The sequence below is a fragment of the Streptomyces sp. NPDC001880 genome (assembly GCF_053594575.1).
This window is the reverse complement of the sequence record NZ_JBSFET010000012.1, coordinates 66720-87361: the sequence shown is the minus strand read 5'-3', so window position 1 is coordinate 87361 and position 20642 is coordinate 66720. Positions and strand designations below refer to the sequence as shown.

The window sequence follows — 20642 nt, the reverse complement described above, 5'->3', positions numbered from 1 at the left end:
CCATGTTCCCAACGACACGCACTTATTTCCCGTAACAGGCGAATGGCCGCTGTGTCGCTCAATATACGTTTATGTACTTTTCTACCCGGTGCAGCCCTACGGAGGACCCTTCATGACGCAGGGACCGTCCGACATGGCCGCTGCCCACCCGCTCCCCTCTCCCAAGGAGCGACGCAGACTGCGTGAGGCGAAGTCACTGAGTGAAGAGCAGGTCGCGACGGTGATGGGCGTCACCCGCGCCACGGTCCGGTCCTGGGAGACCGGCCGCGCCACGCCCCGGGGGCGGAAACGTGAGGCATACGCCAGGCTGATCAACGGCGACCGGCCGAGCCCGCAGGCCACACCGCCGAGCGCCCGGACCGAACCGGCAGCTCCGAACACCCGTCACAAGGCCGCCGCCGGACGTGCGGCCCGGCCGACGGCGCCGACAACGGTCGCCGGGCCGACCAGGCCGATGACCTCCACGAAACCGCCGTCGCGTCCGCCGACCCCCGTCGAAGCCACCGGGAGCACCGTCATGGCACCGACCGAGCCCGGCACCACCCCCGATCCGCCCGGCGCGTCCGCGACGCCCGGACCGGCCCCCACCTCCAATGGCGTATCCGCGACGCCCGGATCGGCCCCGGGGGCCGAAGCCGGGCTCTCCCCCGCCGAGACGTTCGACGCCCTGTACAAGCACTCCGCCGCAGCCCTTTTCCGGCAGACCTTCCTGCTGACCGGGCGCCGGAACCTCTCCCGGGAGTCCGTCGCACGGGCCTTCGCGCTGGCCTGGGAGCGCTGGCCCGAGGTCGCGGTGGACCGGGACCCGGTGGGCTGGGTACGGGCCGCCGCGTACGAGTACGCCCTGTCGCCGTGGCACCGCCTGCGCCGCACCCACCGCCGGCCGGACCCGCCACCGGCCGAGGCGGGTACGCGCGCCCTGCTCGACGCGCTGCTCGCACTGCCTCCCTCGTACCGCCGCACCCTGCTGCTCTACGACGGTGTCGGCCTGGATCTGCCGGAGACCGCGGCGGAGACGGAGGCGAGCACCCCGGCGGCGGCGGGCCGGCTGATGAACGCCCGCGCCGCGGTCGCCGAGCGGCTGCCCGAGCTGGCGGAGCCGTCGTCACCCGCCGAGCAGTCGGCACTGCTGAACGAGCGGCTGGGCGCGCTCGCCCAGGCCCAGCCCTCCGACTCGCTCCCCCCGCCCGTCGTGGTCCGCACGGACAGCGAGCGCAAGGCCCAGCTGTGGACCCGGGCGGCCGTCTCCTTCACGGTGCTGATCATCGGCCTGACGCTGTTCACGCTGGTGACGGCTCCGGCGCGGCACGAGACCCCGGAGTCACCCGCCCGGCAGGTCGGCGGCGAGCCTCCGCGAGGCGGTCCGCAGAATCAGAAGCCGACGCCGCAGGACCTGAAGCTGCAGAAGAAGCTCCGCGGCGAGCTCGTACCGGGGCCGGCCCGGCTGGTCCCCGAGGCCGGCTGAACGGAGAAACCCGCCGTTGCGCGCGGAGGCGACGGCGGACGCGGAAACGGCGCGGGGCCGTACCCCTTGACCGGGTACGGACCGGACGCGGAAACGGCGCGGGCCCGTACCCCTTGACCGGGTACGGACCCGCGCCGTCTGTGCGGTGACGCGATACTGCGGCGCTGCTCCGGCGTGGTGGAGCGATCAGGCGCCGAGGATCTCGCGGGCCAGCTTGGCGGTCTCGGTCGGCGTCTTGCCGACCTTGACGCCGGCGGCCTCAAGGGCCACCTTCTTCGCCTCGGCGGTGCCGGAGGAGCCGGAGACGATGGCGCCGGCGTGGCCCATGGTCTTGCCCTCGGGGGCGGTGAAGCCCGCGACGTAGCCGACGACCGGCTTGGTGACGTTGGCCTTGATGAAGTCGGCCGCACGCTCCTCGGCGTCGCCGCCGATCTCGCCGATCATCACGATCAGGTCGGTCTCGGGGTCGGCCTCGAACGCCGCGAGGGCGTCGATGTGCGTCGTACCGATGACCGGGTCGCCACCGATGCCGACGGCGGACGAGAAGCCGATGTCACGGAGCTCGTACATCATCTGGTAGGTCAGCGTGCCGGACTTGGACACGAGACCGATGCGGCCGGGCTTGGTGATGTCGCCCGGGATGATGCCGGCGTTGGACTGGCCGGGGGTGATCAGGCCGGGGCAGTTCGGGCCGATGATCCGGGTCTTGTTGCCCTTCGAGCTCGCGTACGCCCAGAAGGCGGCGGAGTCGTGGACGGCGATGCCCTCGGTGATGACGACCGCGAGCGGGATCTCGGCGTCGATCGCCTCGACGACGGCGGCCTTCGCGAAGGCCGGCGGCACGAAGAGGACGGACACGTTCGCGCCGGTCTTCTCCATCGCCTCGGCGACGGAACCGAAGACGGGTACCTCGGTGCCGTCGAAGTCGACGGACGTGCCGGCCTTGCGCGGGTTCACGCCGCCGACGATGTTGGTGCCGTCACCGAGCATGAGCTTGGTGTGCTTCATGCCGGTGGCGCCGGTCATCCCCTGGACGATGACCTTGCTGTCCTTGGTGAGGAAGATTGCCATGGTGTTGGAGTCCCTCGTCCTTTACTTCGCAGCCGCGGCGAGCTCGGCGGCCTTGTCGGCCGCGCCGTCCATGGTGTCCACACGCTGAACCAGCGGGTGGTTGGCGTCGGAGAGGATCTTGCGACCCAGCTCCGCGTTGTTGCCGTCGAGGCGCACGACCAGCGGCTTGGTGACTTCCTCGCCCTTGGACTTGAGCAGCGCGAGCGCCTGGACGATGCCGTTGGCGACCTCGTCGCAGGCGGTGATGCCACCGAAGACGTTGACGAAGACGGACTTGACGTCCGGGTCGCCGAGGATGATCTCCAGGCCGTTCGCCATGACCTCGGCGGAGGCGCCGCCACCGATGTCGAGGAAGTTGGCGGGCTTCACGTTGCCGTGGTTCTCACCGGCGTACGCGACGACGTCCAGGGTCGACATGACCAGACCGGCACCGTTGCCGATGATGCCGACCTCGCCGTCGAGCTTGACGTAGTTGAGGTTCTTGGCCTTGGCGGCGGCCTCAAGGGGGTTGGCCGCGGCCTTGTCCTCAAGAGCCTCGTGCTCGGGCTGACGGAAATCGGCGTTCTCGTCGAGAGACACCTTGCCGTCCAGCGCGAGGATGTCGCCGGAGGCGACCTTGGCGAGCGGGTTCACCTCGACGAGGAGCGCGTCCTCGGCGACAAAGGTGTCCCACAGCGTCACCAGGACCTCGGCGACCTTCTCGGCGACCTCGGCCGGGAACTTCGCCTGGGCGACGATCTCGCGGGCCTTCTCGATGTCGACGCCCTCCACGGCGTTGACCGGGACCTTCGCGAGGGCCTCGGGGGTCTTCTCCGCGACCTCCTCGATGTCCATGCCGCCCTGCACCGAGGCCATGGCCAGGAAGGTGCGGTTGGTGCGGTCGAGGAGGTACGAGACGTAGTACTCCTCAAGAATCTCCGGCGCGGTCTCGGCGATCATCACCTTGTGGACCGTGTGGCCCTTGATGTCCATGCCGAGGATGTCGGTCGCGCGGGCAACCGCCTCGTCGGGGGTGGCGGCCAGCTTGACGCCGCCGGCCTTGCCGCGGCCGCCGACCTTCACCTGAGCCTTGACGACCGACTTGCCGCCCAGCCGCTCGGTCGCCTCGCGGGCTGCCTCAGGCGTGTCGATGACTTCACCGGCCAGCACCGGTACACCGTGCTTGGCGAAGAGGTCCCTCGCCTGGTACTCGAACAGGTCCACGCGCGTCCGTCCCTTAATCAATGGTCTCGCGGTTGGTTTTCTGCGTGGGCGTGCCGCGAGGGGCAATGTGACTGCTCTGTCACCAGGAATGCGCACACGGTGACCCGGATACGCGGCATGTCCATCTCGCAGGTTATCCCCGTGGTCCGCAGGACCCTAAATCAGAGATCACACCTGAGCGGTGATTACGGTCACAGATCACGCCGGTGGACGTGCCGGTGGACAGTACGGCGCCGTGTCAACGGTGGGTCTCCTTGTCCGGCACGGGAAGCGGCCGCTTCTCGATGGCCGCCGCCATCACCTCCGGGAAGAGGTCCGGGGTGCATGCGAAGGCCGGTGCGCCCAGGGCCCCGAGCGCGGCGGCGTGCTCGTGGTCGTAGGCGGGCGCGCCCTCGTCGGACAGGGCGAGCAGCGTCACGAACTGCACGCCGGAGGCCTTCATCGCGGCGACCCGCTTCAGCATCTCGTTGCGTATCCCGCCCTCGTAGAGGTCGCTGATGAGAACGACCACCGTGTCGGCGGGGCGGGTGATCCTCGACTGGCAGTGGGCGAGCGCGCGGTTGATGTCGGTGCCGCCGCCGAGCTGGGTGCCGAAGAGCACGTCCACCGGGTCGTCGAGCTGGTCGGTGAGGTCGACCACCGCCGTGTCGAAGACGACGAGCCTGGTCCGCAGGGTGCGCATGGACGCGAGCACCGCGCCGAAGACGGAGGCGTAGACGACGGAGGCGGCCATCGACCCCGACTGGTCGATGCAGAGGATCACGTCCTTCTTCACGGACCGGGCGGCCCGTCCGTAGCCGATGAGCCGTTCGGGGACGACGGTGCCGTGCTCGGGGAGGTAGTTCTTGAGGTTGGCGCGGATGGTGCGGTCCCAGTCGATGTCGTGGTGCCGGGGGCGGCTGACCTTCGCCGAGCGGTCCAGGGCACCGGTGAGCGTGGCCCGGGTGCGGGAGGCGAGCCGCTTCTCCAGATCCTCGACGACCTTGCGCACGACCGCTCTCGCGGTCTCCTTCGTCGTCTCGGGCATGGCCTTGTTGAGCGAGAGGAGCGTGCCCACGAGGTGGACGTCGGCCTCGACCGCCTCCAGCATCTCCGGTTCGAGGAGCAGCCCGGCGAGGCCCAGCCGGTCGATCGCGTCACGCTGCATGACCTGGACGACGGAACTGGGGAAGTACGTGCGGATGTCGCCGAGCCAGCGGGCCACGGAGGGGGCGGAGGCCCCGAGTCCGGCCGAGCGGCTGTTTCTGCCCCGGCCGCCGGGCCTGTTTCCGTCGCCGTACAGCGCGGTCAGTGCGGCGTCCATCGCGGCGTCGCGCCCGGTGAGGGTGCGGCCGGTGCTCTCGGCGCTGTCCGCGCCCAGGACCAGCCGCCACCGCCGCAGCCGCCCGTCGTTCGCCGGACCGGGCCACGGGCCGGTGTGCGCCGGGGGCGGTGTCGTGCCGGCCGTGTCCGCCCCCGTGGTCGCGGTCGTGGTCATCGCGTTGCCCCCAGCGGTTCCTCGATGTTCGTGGCTCTCCCGGACGGGGCGTCGCCGTCCGGGCCGGGATCGTGGTGCAGTCCGAGCAGAAGGCGCAGCACCGGCTCGACCGCGTCGGCCCGCGCCTCGTCCAGTCCCGGGGCGTATCCGGATGCCGTCGTCCCGGGCACGATGCCGGTGGCTTCCGGTCCCCCGGCGGCCGGGCCCCGTCTCACGAGCTCGCCCAGGGTGCGCCGCACACCCGCTTCGTACGCCGAGAACGTGCGGCGCAGCAGGGGCAGTACGTCGGCGAAGAGGTCGGCGGGCACTCCGGTGAGCCAGGCGTCGACCAGGCCGAGCAGCCGCTCGTCGTGGACGAGCAGCATGCCTCCGCCGGCGGCTGGGCCGACGAACCCCTCGATCCACGCCGCGGCGTCGGCCGGGGGTGCGCCGGGCGAGAGGGCCAGGCCCATCAGCCGTGCCGCGTCGTCCTGCGCGAGCCGCCCGTCGTCGAGCAGCAGGCGGGTCGCGCGCCCCCGGACGACCCCCGCGACCGTGTCCCGGGCGGCGAGCCTGTGCAGTACGGCTGTCCAGCGCTCGCGCAGTCCGTCCGCGTCCGGGCCGGCGCCGGTCCGGACGGCCCCGGTGAGCAGGCCGATCGCGGTGTGGACCCCGTCCACCCGGCCGCGCATTTCCTCGGCGCCGTCGGCGTCGAGCCCGGTGCAGGCGGGCGGCAGCGCGACGCAGACCCGGTCGGCGAGCCCGACCGCGACCTCGCCGAGTGCCGCGGTGTCCGTGGAGCGCACGTCGCCGTAGCGCAGGGTGCGGGCGAGCGCGGGCAGGGCGTCGGCGAGATGGCCCACATCGGCGTCGAGCGCGGCGCGGTCGGCGAGGGCCCGCATCACCACGGGGAGCGCGTCGGGCAGTTCCGCGAGGAGGCACTGTTCGGCGAGGGCGGTGACCTCGGCGAGCGTGGTCGCCGAGGCGGCCCGGGAGCCGGCCTTGGCGGTCGCCGCGAAGAGCACGGTGGTGCCCCAGGTCCCGGCCTCCGCGACCTGTACGTACAGCTCGGGCTCCCAGCGCAGCCGCCAGCTCTCCCGGAAGGTGCCGGTGCTCGCCCGGCCTTCGGCGGGCTCGCCCCAGCCGATGGCGAGGACGCGCAGCCGGTGGAGCAGCCGGCTGCGGGCCGCGTCGTTGTCCTTGCGCAGGTCGAGCTCCAGCTCGCGCTCCTGCGCCTCGGGTTTGAGCCGGAGCGTGCGTTGTTGGCGGGTGAGGTCGCGCTGGAGGGGGACGGCGGGGGCGGTGTCCGGCACCTGGCCGAGGGTCTCGCCGACGATCAGCCGGTCCTGGACGAGCGCGAGCGGCACGTCGGAGCCCTCGCACATCACGGCCCGGATCGCGTCGGTCGTCTCGCCCAGTCCGGCGAGCGGGCGGCCGCGCATGGCGGCGAGGGTCCCGGCGAGCCGGACGGCCTCGATGACATGGGCGGACGACACGAACCGGTCCTCGTCACGCAGAAGCCCGGCGACCTTCGTCATCCACCGCTCGACCGGGCGGTCCGCGGCGTCGAAGAGGTGGCCGTACCAGCCGGGCGAGTCGATCCCCGCCCCGTATCCGCTGTGACGGGCGAGCCGCCGGTGCGACCAGGGCACCCAGGTCAGCTCGGCCTTGGTCTTGGGCAGTCCCTTGAGCAGGGCGCGGTCGGCGGCGAGTGTGGTCCCGGTGGCGAGCGCGGGTACGTGCCAGGCACCGCAGACGACCGCGACCTCGTCACCGAACTCCTTGCCGGCCTTGCGCAGTTGGATGCGCATATGCGCCTCGCGGACGGCGTCGCGGGGGTGGCCGCCGTCGCCGTACACCTCGCGCAGGGCGGTCATCGCCTCGGCGAGCGCGGCGAACGGCGCCCGCGGGTCCACGACCTCGCCGTCCTCGCCGTCCGGGGTGCGGTGTTCGACGACGTCCTCCCACCAGCGCTCCGGGTCGTCGTAGCCCGCCGCCTCGGCGAGCACGGCGACGGGATCGATCGGGGCCGACGCGGCGGCCGGGGCCTGTCCGCCCTCGTCCGCTTCGCTTTCCTCGGCCCGCGTCATGGCCAGGGAGTTCGCCGCGGGCAGGTCGATGAACCGGACCGGGGCGCCGTGCTCGAGGGCCCAGCGGATCGCGACCCATTCGGGCGAGAACGCGGCCAGCGGCCAGAACGCCGCCTGTCCCGGGTCGTCGACGGCATGGGCGAGCAGGGCGACCGGTGGGCGCATCCGCTCGTCGGCGGCCAGCGGCAGCAGCGCGTCGGCCTCGGGGGGCCCTTCGACGAGCACCGCCCGCGGGCGGGCGGCATCCAGCGCCGCGCGGACGGCGCGGGCCGAGCCCGGTCCGTGGTGCCGCACCCCCAGCAGCAGCGGACCCGCAGGACGCCCGGCCCGGGTCATGCGGATACCTCGCGGCAGGCGCGGTAGAAGTCCTTCCAGCCGTCCCGCTCCCGGACCACTGTCTCCAGGTACTCCTGCCAGACCACGCGGTCGGCCGCAGGGTCGCGGACGACTGCGCCGAGGATGCCCGCCGCCACGTCGCCGGGGCGCAGCATCCCGTCGCCGAAGTGGGTGGCGAGGGCCAGGCCGTTGGTGACGACGGAGATCGCCTCGGCCGTCGACAGCGTTCCCGAGGGGGACTTGAGCTTGGTGCGGCCGTCGGCGGTGACTCCGTCGCGCAGTTCGCGGAAGACCGTGACGACGCGACGGATCTCGGCCATGCCGTCCGGTGCGGCGGGGAGGTCGAGCGAGCGCCCGATCTGCTCGACGCGCCGGGACACGATGTCGACCTCGGCGTCGGGGGTGGCGGGCAGCGGGAGCACGACGGTGTTGAACCGGCGGCGCAGCGCGCTGGAGAGTTCGTTGACCCCGCGGTCGCGGTCGTTGGCGGTGGCGATGACGTTGAATCCGCGGACCGCCTGGACCTCCTGCCCCAGTTCGGGGACGGGGAGTGTCTTCTCCGACAGGATCGTGATGAGCGAGTCCTGCACATCGGCGGGGATGCGGGTGAGCTCCTCGATCCGCGCGGTCATGCCGTCGGACATGGCGCGCATGAGCGGGCTGGGCACCAGGGCCTCGCGGCTGGGCCCGTGCGCGAGCAGCCGTGCATAGTTCCAGCCGTAGCGGACGGCCTCTTCGGGAGTGCCCGCGGTGCCCTGGACGAGCAGGGTCGAGTCACCGCTGACGGCGGCCGCGAGGTGCTCCGAGACCCAGGTCTTGGCGGTGCCCGGGACGCCGAGGAGCAGCAGGGCCCGGTCGGTGGCGAGGGTGGTCACGGCGACTTCGACGAGGCGGCGCGGGCCCACGTACTTCGGCGTGATCACGGTGCCGTCCGGCAGGGTGTCACCGAGCAGGTAGGTGGCGACGGCCCACGGGGACAGCTTCCAACGGGCGGGCCGCGGGCGGTCGTCGGCCGCGGCGAGGGCCTTCAGCTCATGGGCGAAGGCGTCCTCGGCATGCGGCCGCAGCGCCTGTACGCCGACGGTGGCGGTGGTTTCGGACACGGTCATGGATCCCCCTCCGGATCGGTCGACCCGATGTGGTTCCCACCGTGCACCATGGCACTGACAATCGGCCCCGGCCGCAGGTCGGGGCCGGTCCACCGGCTGCGGAAGGGGAGTTCAGCCACCCACCGGCGAGACGGCCACGCAGCCGCCCGCGGCGAGCATGCCCTCGCCCTTCGCCTCCTTGATGACCCTGCCCTTGTGCGTGATCGAGCAGGAGACGTCGGCCCCGTTCCCGTCGACGGCGATCGGCACGACCGCGGGCGGCATGATCCCGCGCAGCGTGACGGTCTTCCGCCAGGGCAGGGTGGGCGACTCGACCGTCTCGGTCTCCGGTTCCATGGCCTTGCCCCCGCCGTTGTGGAACTGGATCTCGTCGACGCCCGAGCCGGTGACCTCGTAGGTGACCTCGTACGTCTCGTCGACGGCCTTGTCTACCTGGTCGGCGGCCTCCGAGCAGGCGACGAGGCCCATGCCCAGACCGAGGACGACGGCCGCACGGACGGTGGTCCGGGCGGTGCGGACGCCGGTGCGGAGGTTACGGATGCTACGGGCGGTGCGAACGGTGTGGCTCATCGGCTGATCCCCCCGGATCGATGGGTCTGCTGCTCGCAGCGAATCGCAAAGGCGAAGTAAAGTCAAGATGCGTGCACGATGGCGAAACAGCAGGTCAGGGCGATTGTCAGTGGTTCGCTCTACCGTCGTTGCCATGCTGCGATCTCACGGGGGAGAACCCTTGCGCACCGCCGGGCCGGTGGCGCGCTGGACGGTGGAGCAGGTGCTGGCCCTCGCTCCTGACGACGCGTCGCGCAAGGCGGGGAGCAAGCTCGGTTCGGCCGGTCCCTGGTCGGGCGGCGGGTGCGACGGGTCGGGTGCGGTGTGGGGGCTGTGCAAGGGCAGCGGGAGCAATCCGTACCGGACGGTGGTCGACGTCACCGGCCCCGCGTACAAGTGCAGTTGCCCCAGCCGGAAGTTCCCGTGCAAGCACGCGCTGGGCCTGCTGCTGGTCTGGGCGTCGGACGGATCGGCCCTGCCGCCGGGCGAGGCGCCGGACTGGGCCGGTGAGTGGCTGACGGGCCGCCGCGAGCGGTCGGCCGGGAAGACGGAGAGGGCGGAGAAGCAAGCGGCGGACGGCACTTCGGCCGCGGGCCCGGCCGATCCGGAGGCCGCCCGGCGCCGGGCCGAGCGCCGCGCCGAGCGGATCACCGGCGGTGCGCAGGAGCTGGAGGAGCGGCTGGCCGATCTGCTGCGCGGGGGGCTGGCGGCGGCCGACCAGCCGGGGTACGGGCTCTGGGAGGAGACGGCGGCCCGCATGGTCGACGCCCAGGCGCCCGGACTGGCCGCCCGTGTGCGGGAGTTGGGCACGATCGCGGCATCCGGTCCGGGCTGGCCGGTGCGGCTGCTGGAGGAGTGCGCGCTGCTGCATCTGCTGGACAGCGCCTGGCTGGGGATCGACCGGCTGCCCAAGCCGCTGGCCGCCACGGTCCGCACCCGGGTGGGGCTGACGGCCCCCGCCGAGGGCCCGCCGGTCCGCGACCACTGGCTGGTCCTCGCCCAGTACGACACCCCGGACGGCAAGATCGTCGCGCGCCGCACCTGGCTGCACGGCAGGGAGACCGGCCGCACGGCACTGCTGCTCTCCTTCGGGGCGGCCGGGCGCTCCCCCGGGCCGGCGCTGCCGGTGGGCGGCACGATCGACGCCGAGATCACTCCGTATCCGGGCGCCGGGCAGCTACGGGCGGAGCTGGGGCGGCAGTTCGGTGTGCCGTCACCGGCCGGCACACCACCGCCGGGGGACACGGCAGCGGCCGCGATCGAGGCGTACGGCCACGCCCTGCGGGAGGACCCCTGGCTGGACGCCTGGCCGGTGGCGCTGCGCGATGTCATACCCGTGCCGTCCGGGGACGGCTGGCAACTGGCGGACGCGGCGGGCGGGGCGGCCCTGCCCGTCGCCCCGGCGGCGCTGTCCCGGCCCGGCCTGTGGAGACTCGTCGCGCTCTCCGGCGGCGCACCGGTCACGGTCTTCGGCGAATGCGGCCACCGCGGCTTCGACCCGTTCGCGGCCTGGTCCGCCGGGGCCGGTGACGACGCGGCGTGCGGGACCGTGCCGCTCATCTGACGTTGGATTCGAAGGGGGACCCATGTCCGGCACCATCACATCCGCCCCGTGGGAAGAGCTCGTCACCACGGCGCTTCTCGGCACCGACCGCCGCCCCGCCGGGGCGGCGGTCGGTGCCGCCGGACTGCTGGACGCGGCGGCGCTCCACACCGTGCGGCGCAGGGCGGGTCTCCTGCCCGCCGCCCCGGCCGCCCGGCCCGAGCCGGCGCCCGTCGACCCGCGGCCGGCGCTGCCCCCGGCCGCGCGGCGCAGGCTCGCCCAGTTGCTGGCGGACCGGTCGGCGGCGGGCGGCGCGGCAGGCCGGCGCGGTACGGCTCCCGATCTCACGGAGCTGATCCCGCAGTGGCTGGCCACCGCCAATCGGCAGGGCTTCCGGGCCCCGGCCGCACTGCTCCCGGCCCTGCTCGACGCGGCCAGGGCCCGTACGGACCTGCGGCCGCAGGCCCTGGCTTTCGCCGGACCGCGCGGGCTGTGGCTGGCCGGGCTGAACCCCGAGTGGAAGTTCGCGTTGCGCGGCTCCTCGGGCGGCTCGTCGCTGCCCGGCCCGACGGAGCCGGAAGCGGTCGCCCGGCTGTGGGAGGAGGGCCTGTTCGCCGAGCGGGTCGCGCTGCTCGCGGCGGTCCGGGCGCACGATCCCGCCGAGGCGATCGCGCTGCTCGCGACCACATGGAGCACCGAGCGGGCCGAGGACCGGCTGATGTTCCTCGACTCGCTGCGCACCGGGCTGTCCCCGCTGGACGAGCCCTTCCTGGAGCAGGCCCTCTCCGACCGCAGCCGCAATGTCCGCTCGACCGCCGCCGAGCTGCTGTCCGCGCTGCCGGAGTCGGCGCTGGCCGGCCGGATGGCGTCCCGCGCGCTGTCCTGCGTGAGCCCGGACCTCACCGGCGACGAGGTCTCGGTCACCGTGGAGGCTCCGCACGAATGCGACGCCTCGATGGAGCGTGACGGGGTGGTGGCGGTGCCCCCGTCCGGGCGGGGGGAACGGTCGTGGTGGCTGGGCCAGTTGGTGGAGGCGACGCCGCTCGTCACCTGGCCGGCGCGGTTCGCCGGCCGCACCGCGCGGGAGATCGTCGGCCTCCCGGTCGCGGACGGCTGGGCCGAGGAACTGCACGCCGCATGGTGCCGGGCCACGGTGCGGCAGCGTGACCCAGAGTGGGCCCGCGCGCTGCTCGGCACCCCCTCCGTCCCGCCGTCGAACGGCCCCGGCACGGCGTCGCTCGCCGAAAGGTCGAAGCTCCTCGGCATACTCCCCGCGGCCGAACGGGCCGGCTGGGTGGCCGACTTCATCGCCGCGCACGGCTTGTCGGAGGCGTTCCAGATCCTGGGGGTCTGCCCGACGCCCTGGGCCGAACCGCTGGGCCGCGCGGTCGTCGACGCCCTGGACATCGCCCGGGACGCGGGCAGCTATCCCTGGAGCTTCAGCGGCGTGATGGGCCTCGCCGAACGCTGCCTGAACCCGGCCGAGGCGGACCGCCTGGAGGTCCTCACCACCACCCCGGACGAACCGGAGGACGCCTCACCGGGCGCGAACGGCTACTGGTCCGAGGCCTTCCAACGGCTGGTCTCCACCTTGCGGCTGCGTGCGGCGATGGACTCGGAGCTGATCCCGGACTGACGGAACCGGCCCCGAGCCCGGAGCCCGAGGCCCGGAGCCCCGAGCCCGGCAGGTCAGGCTTCCGCGGGGTGGCGGACGTTCGCGTTGACCCATTCGACGATCGACGCCGTGGTGGCGCCCGGGGTGAAGATCTCCGCGACGCCCCGGTCCTTCAGCGGTGCGATGTCCGCCTCCGGGATGATGCCGCCGCCGAAGACCTTGATGTCCTCCGCCTCGCGCTCCTTCAGCAGCTCGATCACCTTGGCGAAGAGTGTGTTGTGCGCGCCGGACAGGATCGAGAGGCCGATCGCGTCGGCGTCCTCCTGGATCGCGGTGTCCACGATCTGCTCGGGCGTCTGGTGGAGCCCGGTGTAGATGACCTCCATACCCGCATCGCGCAGCGCCCTCGCGATCACCTTGGCCCCGCGGTCATGGCCGTCCAGGCCCGGCTTCGCCACCACCACACGGATCGGACCGGTCACACCCATCACTGCCTCCACATGCGTCTCCCGTGCCTGAAGGGCCGGGGATGTGAACGAACGTTATCTACAGCATCTCGCAAGCCGTCGTTTCGCGGTGGACGGGGAGGGGGAAATCACACGTGGGACATGTTCACCGGGCGCCGTCCCCGTGCCATGCGGCAGCCCTGCCGTGCGGGAGCGGCCGCCAGGGGAGCCGCGACGAGGTCGCCGTACCACCGCGCCGTCAGCCGCACGGCACGGTGGTACGGCCTGCCCGGTCCATCCGGTCCGTCGGCCGACTGCGCGCCGGTCACCGCCCAGCCGCCTCCCCCGCCCGTCGAAGCAGGAGGTCGGCCATGAAGGACCTGCCTTTTCTTCCGCCACCACTGCGCCGGGCGTGTCCGGGCGCCCCTCCGCTGCCGACCGCGCTGCTGAAGGCCACCGCACTGGAGCTGGTGGTTCTCGCCGGCCATGCGCTCCTCTACCCCACCGGCATCACCGGGGAACGACGGTCCGCGCCATTCCCGGCCGGACCGCACACCACACCTCCCGACGCCGCTCCCGGTGCCACCGCCCCGGCTGCGGACTCCGCACCGCCCGCCGAGGGCGACGAGCGGCCCCCCGTCATCCTGCTGCACGGCTTCATCGACAACCGTTCGGTCTTCGTCCTGCTGCGCCGCTCCCTGGCCCGGCACGGCTGGCGCCACCTGGAATCGCTCAACTACTCACCGCTGACCTGCGACATCCGAACCGCGGCCGAGCTGCTCGGGCGCCATGTCGAGGAGATCTGCGCGCGTACCGGACACCACCGGGTCGACATCGTCGGGCACAGCCTCGGCGGCCTGATCGCCCGCTACTACGTACAGCGACTCGGTGGCGACCAGCGCGTCCGCACCCTGGTCACCCTGGGCACGCCGCACGCGGGCACGGCGGTCGCCCTGCTGGCGAGCGCCCACCCCATCGTGCGGCAGATGCGTACGGGGTCCGCTCCGATCGAGGAGCTGCGCAGACCCGCGCCCGGCTGCCGCACCCGTTTCGTCAGTTTCTGGAGCGAGCTCGACCGGGTGATCGTGCCGGCCGAGGCGGCCCGCATCGACCATCCGGATCTCGACGCGCAGAACGTATGCGTCACCGGAATCGGCCATCTCGCCCTGCCGGTGCATCCGGCGGTCGCCGCCGAGGTCCGGCAGGCGCTGGAGTCCCGCGAACCGAGGGCCGAAACCACCGAGGCCACGGAAAGCGGAGAAATCGGAGGAATGGGAGGAACCGCGGGAGTCGCCTGAGCTTCACGGCCCGACGGAGACCCCATAAATAGAACGCATTTCGAACATAGAGCCAAGGCTGTGTGCCCAGTCCGTCGAAAGACGGCCGATTGCCCGTTTCCTGAGTCGCCCATGCCCGCCGAAGATTGTCGGCGTCACGTACCGCCGGGTACAGTCGCGGCGACTGCTCCCCCTGGGATTCCCCCGCCGGATCCCAGAGCACAGGTACTGCTGCCGAGGCGAGAGAGAAGTTGGTGAACGACCAGCACCCCCACGCCGGGTACGCCGGATACGACAGCGAGGCGACCGGCAGCTTCGACAGCGACCCGCTCTTCGGCTCGCTCCCCGGCGGTCACGACGGCGCGTACGGCAGCGGCTACGGCGCCGGGCAGTCCGGCCACAGCGGCCAGTACGACTCCACGCAGTGGGACACCGGCGCGCACCCGGCCACCTCGTACGGCACCTACGCCCCGTACGCCACACAGCCCCAGCAGCAGTACGAGGCGGGGCCGACGTACGAGACGACGGCCATCTGGACGCCCGTGGCCGACTACGGCGCGGAAGCGACCACGGCCACTGCGACCGCCACGTTCGCCGCCGTCCCGGCGCAGGGCGGCGCCCCGGACGCCACGGGTCAGTGGGACTCCGGCGGCTGGCACGCGAACGACCCGTGGGCCACGGGCGAAACCACCGCGTACGACACCGGCGCATACGACGCCACCGCATGGAACACCGGCGCCACGCCCGAGCACGAGCTGCAAATCACGCAAACCACGGAAACCGCACAGGTGTCCTACGAAGCGCTGTCGGCACAGGAGGCGCCCGCAGCCCAGGAGACCTACACCGACCTGAGCTCCTACGACCCCTACGCGCCCTACGCCACCGATGCCGCGGACAGCGCCGACGCCCCGGCCGGCACGGCCCGCACGGCCGGCGCAGCAGGCGATGTGGATGTACATGACGCGGCCACCATCAGCGTCGCAGTCATCGCAGACGTCGCAGAGGCCGCGCCCGGCCGGCGCCACCCCCTCGGCGGCGGCGCCGGCCGCAGCCGTCGGCGTTCCCCCGCGAAGCGGTCCGCGCTCCTCACCGTCGCCATCCCCTCCGCCTGCGTGATGAGCGTGGCCGGAATCGCCGCGGCCTCGGTCGGCGGGCTGGGCGGCGAGGACAAGAAGGACGACAACACCACGATGGCGGCGGCCGATCCCGGCTCCGTCAAGGCGGGTGCGGCCAACAACAAGCTGGATACCCAGCTCGCCAACCTCAGCGCCGACGCGGAGAACTTCGCCGACCGCGCCAGCCGCACCCAGGAGCGCCTCGACCTGCGGGAGCGGCAGGCCGCCGAGAAGAAGAAGCGCGAGGAAGAGGCCGCCCGCAAGGAGGCCCTGCGCCCCAAGTTCGTCATGCCGGTCAAGCAGCACGGCCTCAGCGCGTACTTCGGCCAGGCGGGCGTCAACTGGATGTCCGTGCACACCGGCATCGACTTCCCCGTCATGGGGGGCACGCCCGTGATGGCCGCGACGGACGGCACCGTGCGCACCCAGCTGAACAGCGCCTACGGGAACATGGCCATCGTCACCATGGCCGACGGGACCGAGACCTGGTACTGCCACCTCAGCGGCACCAAGATCCGCTCGGGCCCGGTCAAGGCCGGTGACGTCATCGCGTACTCGGGCGACACCGGAAACTCGACCGGCCCGCACCTGCACTTCGAAGTGCGGCCCGGTGGCGGAGCAGCGGTGGACCCGCTGCCCTGGTTCCGCAGTCACGGCGTCAACCTGACCTGAGCCCAGCGGGGCGGGGGGCCGCGGCCCCCCGCCCCGCTCGCTCCGGCTACAGCTTTTCGACCGGCGCGTACCGCAGCAGCAGCTTCTTCGGGCGCTCGTCGCCGAAGTCGACCGTGGCCTTCGCCTGGTCGCCGACGCCCTCGACCGCCGTGACCGTGCCGAGCCCGAACTGGTCGTGCGTGACCCGGTCCCCGACGGCCAGCGTGATCGTCGGCCTGTCCGAGGTCCGCCGGGTCGCGAAGCCCGAGGGGCCGGAGCGCGAACGCGACGAGGAAAGCGAGGACGTGATCCCCGAGGTCGGTCCGGCCGGAGCCGCCATCGGTCCGGTCCGCTTCCACTCCAGGTGCTGGTCCGGGATCTCCTCCAGGAACCGCGACGGCGGGTTGTACGAGGGCTGGCCCCACGCACTGCGCATCGCGGCCCGGGTCAGATAGAGCCGCTCCCGGGCCCGGGTGATGCCGACGTAGGCGAGCCGCCGCTCCTCCTCCAGCTCCTTCACCTGTCCCAGCGCCCGCATGTGCGGGAAGACGCCGTCCTCCATGCCGGTCAGGAAGACGACCGGGAATTCGAGGCCCTTCGCGGTGTGCAGCGTCATCAGCGTGATGACGCCGGAGCCGTCCTCGTCCTCGTCGGGAATCTGGTCGGAGTCGGCGACGAGCGCGACCTTCTCCAGGAACTCGGCGAGTGTGCCCGTGCCCGCGGCCGTGCCCGTCTCGTCGGCCGCTCCGCGCTCCTGCTCGAATTCGAGGGCCACGGCTGCCAGTTCCTGGAGGTTCTCGATCCGGGTCTCGTCCTGCGGGTCGGTGGAGGCCTGCAGTTCGGCGAGGTAGCCGGTGCGCTCCAGGACGGCCTCCAGGACCACCGCCGGGCCCGCGCCCGACTCGACGATCGTGCGCAGCTCCTCCATCAGCGTGTTGAACCGCTTGACGGCGTTGGCCGACCGGGCCGCCATGCCGTACGCCTCGTCGACCCGGCGCAGCGCCTGCGGAAAGGTGATCTTCTCGCGCAGGGACAGCGCGTCGATCATCGCCTCGGCGCGCTCGCCGATGCCGCGCTTGGGCACGTTGAGGATGCGGCGCAGCGGGACGGTGTCCTCCGGATTGGCGAGGACGCGCAGGTAGGCCAGGATGTCCCGGACCTCCTTGCGCTCGTAGAAACGCACGCCGCCGACGACCTTGTAGGGCAGGCCGACGCGGATGAAGATCTCTTCGAAGACACGGGACTGCGCGTTCGTGCGGTAGAAGATCGCGACGTCGCCGGCCCTGGCGTCGCCCGCGTCGGTCAGCCGGTCGATCTCGTCGGCGACGAACTGCGCCTCGTCGTGCTCGGTGTCGGCGACGTAGCCGGTGATCCGGGCGCCCGTGCCGGCGTTCGTCCAGAGGTTCTTGGGACGGCGGCTCTCGTTGCGCTCGATGACCGCGTTGGCGGCGGACAGGATCGTCTGCGTGGAGCGGTAGTTCTGCTCCAGGAGGATCGTCGTCGCGTTCGGGTAGTCCTCCTCGAACTGGAGGATGTTGCGGATGGTCGCGCCGCGGAAGGCGTAGATCGACTGGTCCGCGTCACCCACGACGCACAGCTCGGCCGGGGCGTCGCCCTCGCCCGCCGGGCCGACCAGCTCGCGTACGAGGGTGTACTGGGCGTGGTTGGTGTCCTGGTACTCGTCAACCAGGACGTGGCGGAAGCGGCGGCGGTAGTGCTCGGCGACGTCCGGGAACGCCTGGAGCAGGTGGACCGTCGTCATGATGATGTCGTCGAAGTCCAGCGCGTTGGCCTCGCGCAGCCGGGACTGGTACATCGCGTAGGCCTGGGCGAGGGTCTTCTCGAAGCCGTCCGCCGCCTGGCCGGCGAAGGTCTCCTCGTCGATCAGTTCGTTCTTGAGGTTGGAGACCTTGGCCGTGAACGACTTCGGCGGGAAGCGCTTCGGGTCGAGGTCGAGATCGCGGCAGACCAGGGCCATCAGCCGCTTGGAGTCGGCGGCGTCGTAGATGGAGAACGACGAGGTGAAGCCGAGCTTCTTCGACTCGCGGCGCAGGATGCGTACGCACGCGCTGTGGAAGGTCATGACCCACATGGCGTTGGCGCGCGGTCCGACGAGCTGCTCGACGCGCTCCTTCATCTCGCCCGCGGCCTTGTTGGTGAAGGTGATCGCCAGGATCTGGCCGGGGTGCACCCCGCGCTCCGCGAGGAGGTGGGCGATCCGGTGGGTCAGCACCCGGGTCTTGCCCGAGCCGGCTCCGGCGACGATGAGCAGCGGGGAGCCCGCGTGGACCACGGCGGCGCGCTGCTCGGTGTTCAGCCCGTCGAGGAGCGCCGCGGAGTCGATGACGGGGCGGTGCGCGCCGTCGCGGTAGTAGGCGTCCCGGGGCGGCGGGGGCCCGTCGAACACGCCCGCGAAAAGGTCCTCCGGCACCTCTTCGGGCGCGGAGTCCTCGGGGGGCGGCGGGGGCTCTTCCTCCGATTGCTGGAGGCCGGCCAGGAAGCTGTCGTCAAAGAGGCTGCTCATCGCTTGTCGAGTCTAGGCCGCCCCGGCGACACCCGGAGGCCGCACGGCGAACCGCGCACCGCGACGGACACGCGACGGAGGGGCGCCACTACGATCCGTAAGGGATTCCGGGCCCTCACCACCCACCCCGACAAGGTCACGAAAACGTATCGGGCATATCGAACATCAACCTTCACAGCAGCACCGCGGGTTGGCTAGCGTGCTCGACCGGGCGGCCCGTACCCCCTTGAGGCGAACCACGCCGAGCGGGCGCCCCCGCCGAATCCGGGCTGCCCCCACGGGAGTTCGGAACCGGGGACCCACACGCAGCACCGGGGTGAATCGGTCCTTATCCCCCACTCGGACCGTAGGGCAGCCTTCCGTTCCGCCCGAGCCCGACAGCTAACCCGGTAGGCGGTCCACGGAAGGAGATGCCGGTCTTGGCATCGCATCGCAAGCCGCGCACCCGGGTGCGCACCACCGCGCCGGCCGTCGGGCTCACCACCGCGGCACTGGCGTCCGTGACCCTGCTCTCCACGCAGAGCGCCATGGCCGCCCCCGACCCGAAGCCCGGCGTCGAGGACGTACAGAAGCAGGTCGACGAGCTCTACCGGCAGGCGGGCACCGCGACCCAGCAGTACAACCAGGCGAAGGAGGCCTCCGCCGCCCAGCGCGCCAAGGTCGACGCCCTGCTGGACGATGTCGCCGAACGCGCCGACAAGCTCAACGAGGCGCGCAGGACGCTCGGCGCCTACGCGGCCGCGCAGTACCGCAGCGGCTCCATCACGCCGAGCGCCACGTTCTTCCTGGCCGACGACCCGCAGTCGTACTTCGACCAGAGCCAGTTGATGGACCGGATGACCAGCCGGCAGCAGCAGGCGATCACGGACTTCCGTACGGAGCAGGCCAAGGCGTCGAAGAAGCGCGCCGAAGCGGTGCGGAGCCTGGAGACGCTGACGACGACGCAGAACACGCTGCGCACCAGCAAGCAGAACGTCCAGAAGAAGCTGGGCGAGGCGCGCACGCTGCTGTCGAAGCTGACCGCCGAGGAGAAGGCGCGGCTCGCGGCGATCGAGCGGGAGAAGGAGGCCGAGGCCAGGCGCAAGGCCGAGGAGCTGGCGAAGCAGCAGGCCGCCGCCAAGGCCGAGGCGGACCGCAAGGCCGAGGAGGCCGCGAAGGAGTCGGGAGGCGGCAGCGGTACGGGGACGGGCACCGGGTCCGGCTCGGACAGCAGTGCCACCACCAAGGCGGAGAAGGTCCTCGCCTTCGCCAGGGCCCAGATCGGCAAGCCGTACGTCTGGGGCGCGACGGGCCCCGCTTCGTACGACTGCTCCGGGCTCACCCAGGCCGCGTGGAAGGCGGCGGGCGTGGACATACCGCGGACCACATGGGACCAGGTCGAGATCGGCACCCGGGTCGCCACGGCGGACCTGCGGCCGGGGGACCTGGTCTTCTTCTACGACGACATCAGCCACGTCGGCATCTACAAGGGTGACGGGATGATGATCCACGCCCCGAAGCCCGGGGCGAACGTGCGCGAGGAGTCGATCTACTACATGCCGATCTACGGCAGCGTGCGGCCGGCGTAGCGGGCCTCCACGCGCAGCGCTGCCCCGGTGCCGGGGCAGCGCTGCGCGGGCGGGATCAGGTCCAGAGCGTGGCGATGAAGATGTTGAGCATCGTCAGTCCGCCCACCGCCGCGAAGGCGCCCTTGTCGACCTTCTCCTCGTCCCGCTTGATGTAGACGAGGGCGAGGATGACGACCAGGATCAGCAGCTTGACGCCGATCTTGATGTTGTTCACGTGGTTGCCGTCGGCCTCGTTCAGCCCGACCAGTGCGACACCGGTGACCAGCATGGTCAGCGCGCCGTGCAGCATCGCCGGGACGAACCGGGCCGTGCCCGCGCCCATCGCCTTCATCTGGGTCAGGAATCCGCCCAGCAGGGCGGCGATGCCGATGATGTGCAGGGCGACGAAGACATGAATGAGTACGTCCATGAGGCCGCAGCCTAGCCCCGGCCATATCACCACTCGGCAGGCAGGTACACCTTACTGTTCACTTCACTCACACCTGTACCAATTGCCTGACTCTGGCGCAATTTTTCCGATCACTCGACGGCAATGCCACGCCAAATTCAGACAATAAGCGTCATTACGACTCCTGCCCGTGCCCCGGGTTTAGCGTCCCTGACCAGGGTGACCGGCTTCACCGC

The 20642-nt window shown here is 71.9% G+C and carries 15 protein-coding genes and 1 riboswitch; of the genes, 6 read left to right on the top strand and 9 right to left on the bottom strand.

Annotated features, from left to right (window positions below):
* Positions 1 to 112 precede the first annotated feature (112 nt).
* The gene (locus ACWCQ6_RS10390; RefSeq protein WP_451087459.1) at positions 113 to 1465 is read left to right on the top strand and encodes a helix-turn-helix domain-containing protein; all 1353 of its coding nucleotides are present in this window, start codon (positions 113 to 115) and stop codon (positions 1463 to 1465) included.
* A 186-nt stretch (positions 1466 to 1651) separates the two neighbouring features.
* Here the strand turns inward: ACWCQ6_RS10390 and sucD are convergent, their stop codons facing one another.
* The 6 genes from sucD to ACWCQ6_RS10360 all read right to left on the bottom strand — a co-directional run bounded on the left by sucD (position 1652) and on the right by ACWCQ6_RS10360 (position 9300).
* On the bottom strand, positions 1652 to 2536 hold the full coding sequence (gene sucD, locus ACWCQ6_RS10385; protein ID WP_451087457.1) for a succinate--CoA ligase subunit alpha: 885 nt from the start codon (positions 2534 to 2536) through the stop codon (positions 1652 to 1654).
* A gap of 21 nt (positions 2537 to 2557) precedes the next feature.
* Positions 2558 to 3739 (bottom strand): ADP-forming succinate--CoA ligase subunit beta, encoded by a 1182-nt coding sequence (sucC, locus tag ACWCQ6_RS10380; RefSeq protein ID WP_451087455.1) that lies wholly within the window; start codon positions 3737 to 3739, stop codon positions 2558 to 2560.
* Between the two features lie 238 nt (positions 3740 to 3977).
* On the bottom strand, positions 3978 to 5216 hold the full coding sequence (locus ACWCQ6_RS10375) for a VWA domain-containing protein (protein WP_451087453.1): 1239 nt from the start codon (positions 5214 to 5216) through the stop codon (positions 3978 to 3980).
* Positions 5213 to 7621, bottom strand: a complete 2409-nt coding sequence (locus ACWCQ6_RS10370) for a DUF5682 family protein (RefSeq protein ID WP_451087451.1) — start codon at positions 7619 to 7621, stop codon at positions 5213 to 5215. Before ACWCQ6_RS10370 ends, ACWCQ6_RS10375 begins: the two co-directional genes overlap by 4 nt.
* On the bottom strand, positions 7618 to 8730 hold the full coding sequence (locus ACWCQ6_RS10365) for an ATP-binding protein (protein WP_451087449.1): 1113 nt from the start codon (positions 8728 to 8730) through the stop codon (positions 7618 to 7620). Before ACWCQ6_RS10365 ends, ACWCQ6_RS10370 begins: the two co-directional genes overlap by 4 nt.
* A gap of 111 nt (positions 8731 to 8841) precedes the next feature.
* On the bottom strand, positions 8842 to 9300 hold the full coding sequence (locus tag ACWCQ6_RS10360) for an MmpS family transport accessory protein (RefSeq protein ID WP_451087447.1): 459 nt from the start codon (positions 9298 to 9300) through the stop codon (positions 8842 to 8844).
* Positions 9301 to 9433: 133 nt separating this feature from the next.
* Here ACWCQ6_RS10360 and ACWCQ6_RS10355 point away from each other — a divergent pair, with 133 nt between their 5' ends.
* On the top strand, positions 9434 to 10843 hold the full coding sequence (locus ACWCQ6_RS10355; RefSeq protein ID WP_451087445.1) for an SWIM zinc finger family protein: 1410 nt from the start codon (positions 9434 to 9436) through the stop codon (positions 10841 to 10843).
* Between the two features lie 22 nt (positions 10844 to 10865).
* Positions 10866 to 12458 (top strand): DUF5691 domain-containing protein, encoded by a 1593-nt coding sequence (locus ACWCQ6_RS10350; RefSeq protein ID WP_451087443.1) that lies wholly within the window; start codon positions 10866 to 10868, stop codon positions 12456 to 12458.
* Positions 12459 to 12511: 53 nt separating this feature from the next.
* Here the strand turns inward: ACWCQ6_RS10350 and ACWCQ6_RS10345 are convergent, their stop codons facing one another.
* Positions 12512 to 12925, bottom strand: a complete 414-nt coding sequence (locus tag ACWCQ6_RS10345) for a cobalamin B12-binding domain-containing protein (protein WP_451087441.1) — start codon at positions 12923 to 12925, stop codon at positions 12512 to 12514.
* A 329-nt stretch (positions 12926 to 13254) separates the two neighbouring features.
* Here ACWCQ6_RS10345 and ACWCQ6_RS10340 point away from each other — a divergent pair, with 329 nt between their 5' ends.
* Positions 13255 to 14181 carry an esterase/lipase family protein gene (locus ACWCQ6_RS10340; protein WP_451087439.1) on the top strand — a complete coding sequence of 309 codons (927 nt, stop codon included), beginning with the start codon at positions 13255 to 13257 and terminating at the stop codon, positions 14179 to 14181.
* 233 nt (positions 14182 to 14414) lie between these two features.
* Positions 14415 to 15947 (top strand): M23 family metallopeptidase, encoded by a 1533-nt coding sequence (locus ACWCQ6_RS10335; RefSeq protein WP_451087437.1) that lies wholly within the window; start codon positions 14415 to 14417, stop codon positions 15945 to 15947.
* Between the two features lie 46 nt (positions 15948 to 15993).
* On the opposite strand, the gene pcrA is transcribed toward ACWCQ6_RS10335, so the two are convergent.
* The gene (gene pcrA / locus ACWCQ6_RS10330) at positions 15994 to 18450 is read right to left on the bottom strand and encodes a DNA helicase PcrA (RefSeq protein ID WP_451087435.1); all 2457 of its coding nucleotides are present in this window, start codon (positions 18448 to 18450) and stop codon (positions 15994 to 15996) included.
* A 246-nt stretch (positions 18451 to 18696) separates the two neighbouring features.
* A riboswitch (cyclic di-AMP (ydaO/yuaA leader) is annotated at positions 18697 to 18862 on the top strand.
* Here pcrA and ACWCQ6_RS10325 point away from each other — a divergent pair.
* Positions 18861 to 20018, top strand: a complete 1158-nt coding sequence (locus ACWCQ6_RS10325; RefSeq protein WP_451087433.1) for an NlpC/P60 family protein — start codon at positions 18861 to 18863, stop codon at positions 20016 to 20018. (Overlaps the previous riboswitch by 2 nt.)
* A 55-nt stretch (positions 20019 to 20073) precedes the next feature.
* Here ACWCQ6_RS10325 and ACWCQ6_RS10320 read toward each other — a convergent pair whose 3' ends face one another.
* Positions 20074 to 20427: a hypothetical protein gene (locus tag ACWCQ6_RS10320; RefSeq protein WP_451087431.1), complete on the bottom strand. Its 354-nt coding sequence runs from the start codon at positions 20425 to 20427 to the stop codon at positions 20074 to 20076.
* Positions 20428 to 20642 lie beyond the last annotated feature (215 nt).

What these genes read in the sequence shown, in the direction of transcription:
- ACWCQ6_RS10340 (WP_451087439.1), top strand. Translation starts at nt 13,255, where the DNA reads ATGAAGGACCTGCCTTTTCTTCCGCCACCACTGCGCCGGGCGTGTCCG.
- pcrA (WP_451087435.1), bottom strand. Translation starts at nt 18,450, where the DNA reads ATGAGCAGCCTCTTTGACGACAGCTTCCTGGCCGGCCTCCAGCAATCG.
- ACWCQ6_RS10355 (WP_451087445.1), top strand. Translation starts at nt 9,434, where the DNA reads ATGCTGCGATCTCACGGGGGAGAACCCTTGCGCACCGCCGGGCCGGTG.
- ACWCQ6_RS10320 (WP_451087431.1), bottom strand. Translation starts at nt 20,427, where the DNA reads ATGGACGTACTCATTCATGTCTTCGTCGCCCTGCACATCATCGGCATC.
- ACWCQ6_RS10370 (WP_451087451.1), bottom strand. Translation starts at nt 7,621, where the DNA reads ATGACCCGGGCCGGGCGTCCTGCGGGTCCGCTGCTGCTGGGGGTGCGG.
- ACWCQ6_RS10360 (WP_451087447.1), bottom strand. Translation starts at nt 9,300, where the DNA reads ATGAGCCACACCGTTCGCACCGCCCGTAGCATCCGTAACCTCCGCACC.
- ACWCQ6_RS10325 (WP_451087433.1), top strand. Translation starts at nt 18,861, where the DNA reads ATGCCGGTCTTGGCATCGCATCGCAAGCCGCGCACCCGGGTGCGCACC.
- sucD (WP_451087457.1), bottom strand. Translation starts at nt 2,536, where the DNA reads ATGGCAATCTTCCTCACCAAGGACAGCAAGGTCATCGTCCAGGGGATG.
- ACWCQ6_RS10365 (WP_451087449.1), bottom strand. Translation starts at nt 8,730, where the DNA reads ATGACCGTGTCCGAAACCACCGCCACCGTCGGCGTACAGGCGCTGCGG.
- ACWCQ6_RS10390 (WP_451087459.1), top strand. Translation starts at nt 113, where the DNA reads ATGACGCAGGGACCGTCCGACATGGCCGCTGCCCACCCGCTCCCCTCT.
- ACWCQ6_RS10375 (WP_451087453.1), bottom strand. Translation starts at nt 5,216, where the DNA reads ATGACCACGACCGCGACCACGGGGGCGGACACGGCCGGCACGACACCG.
- ACWCQ6_RS10345 (WP_451087441.1), bottom strand. Translation starts at nt 12,925, where the DNA reads ATGGGTGTGACCGGTCCGATCCGTGTGGTGGTGGCGAAGCCGGGCCTG.
- ACWCQ6_RS10350 (WP_451087443.1), top strand. Translation starts at nt 10,866, where the DNA reads ATGTCCGGCACCATCACATCCGCCCCGTGGGAAGAGCTCGTCACCACG.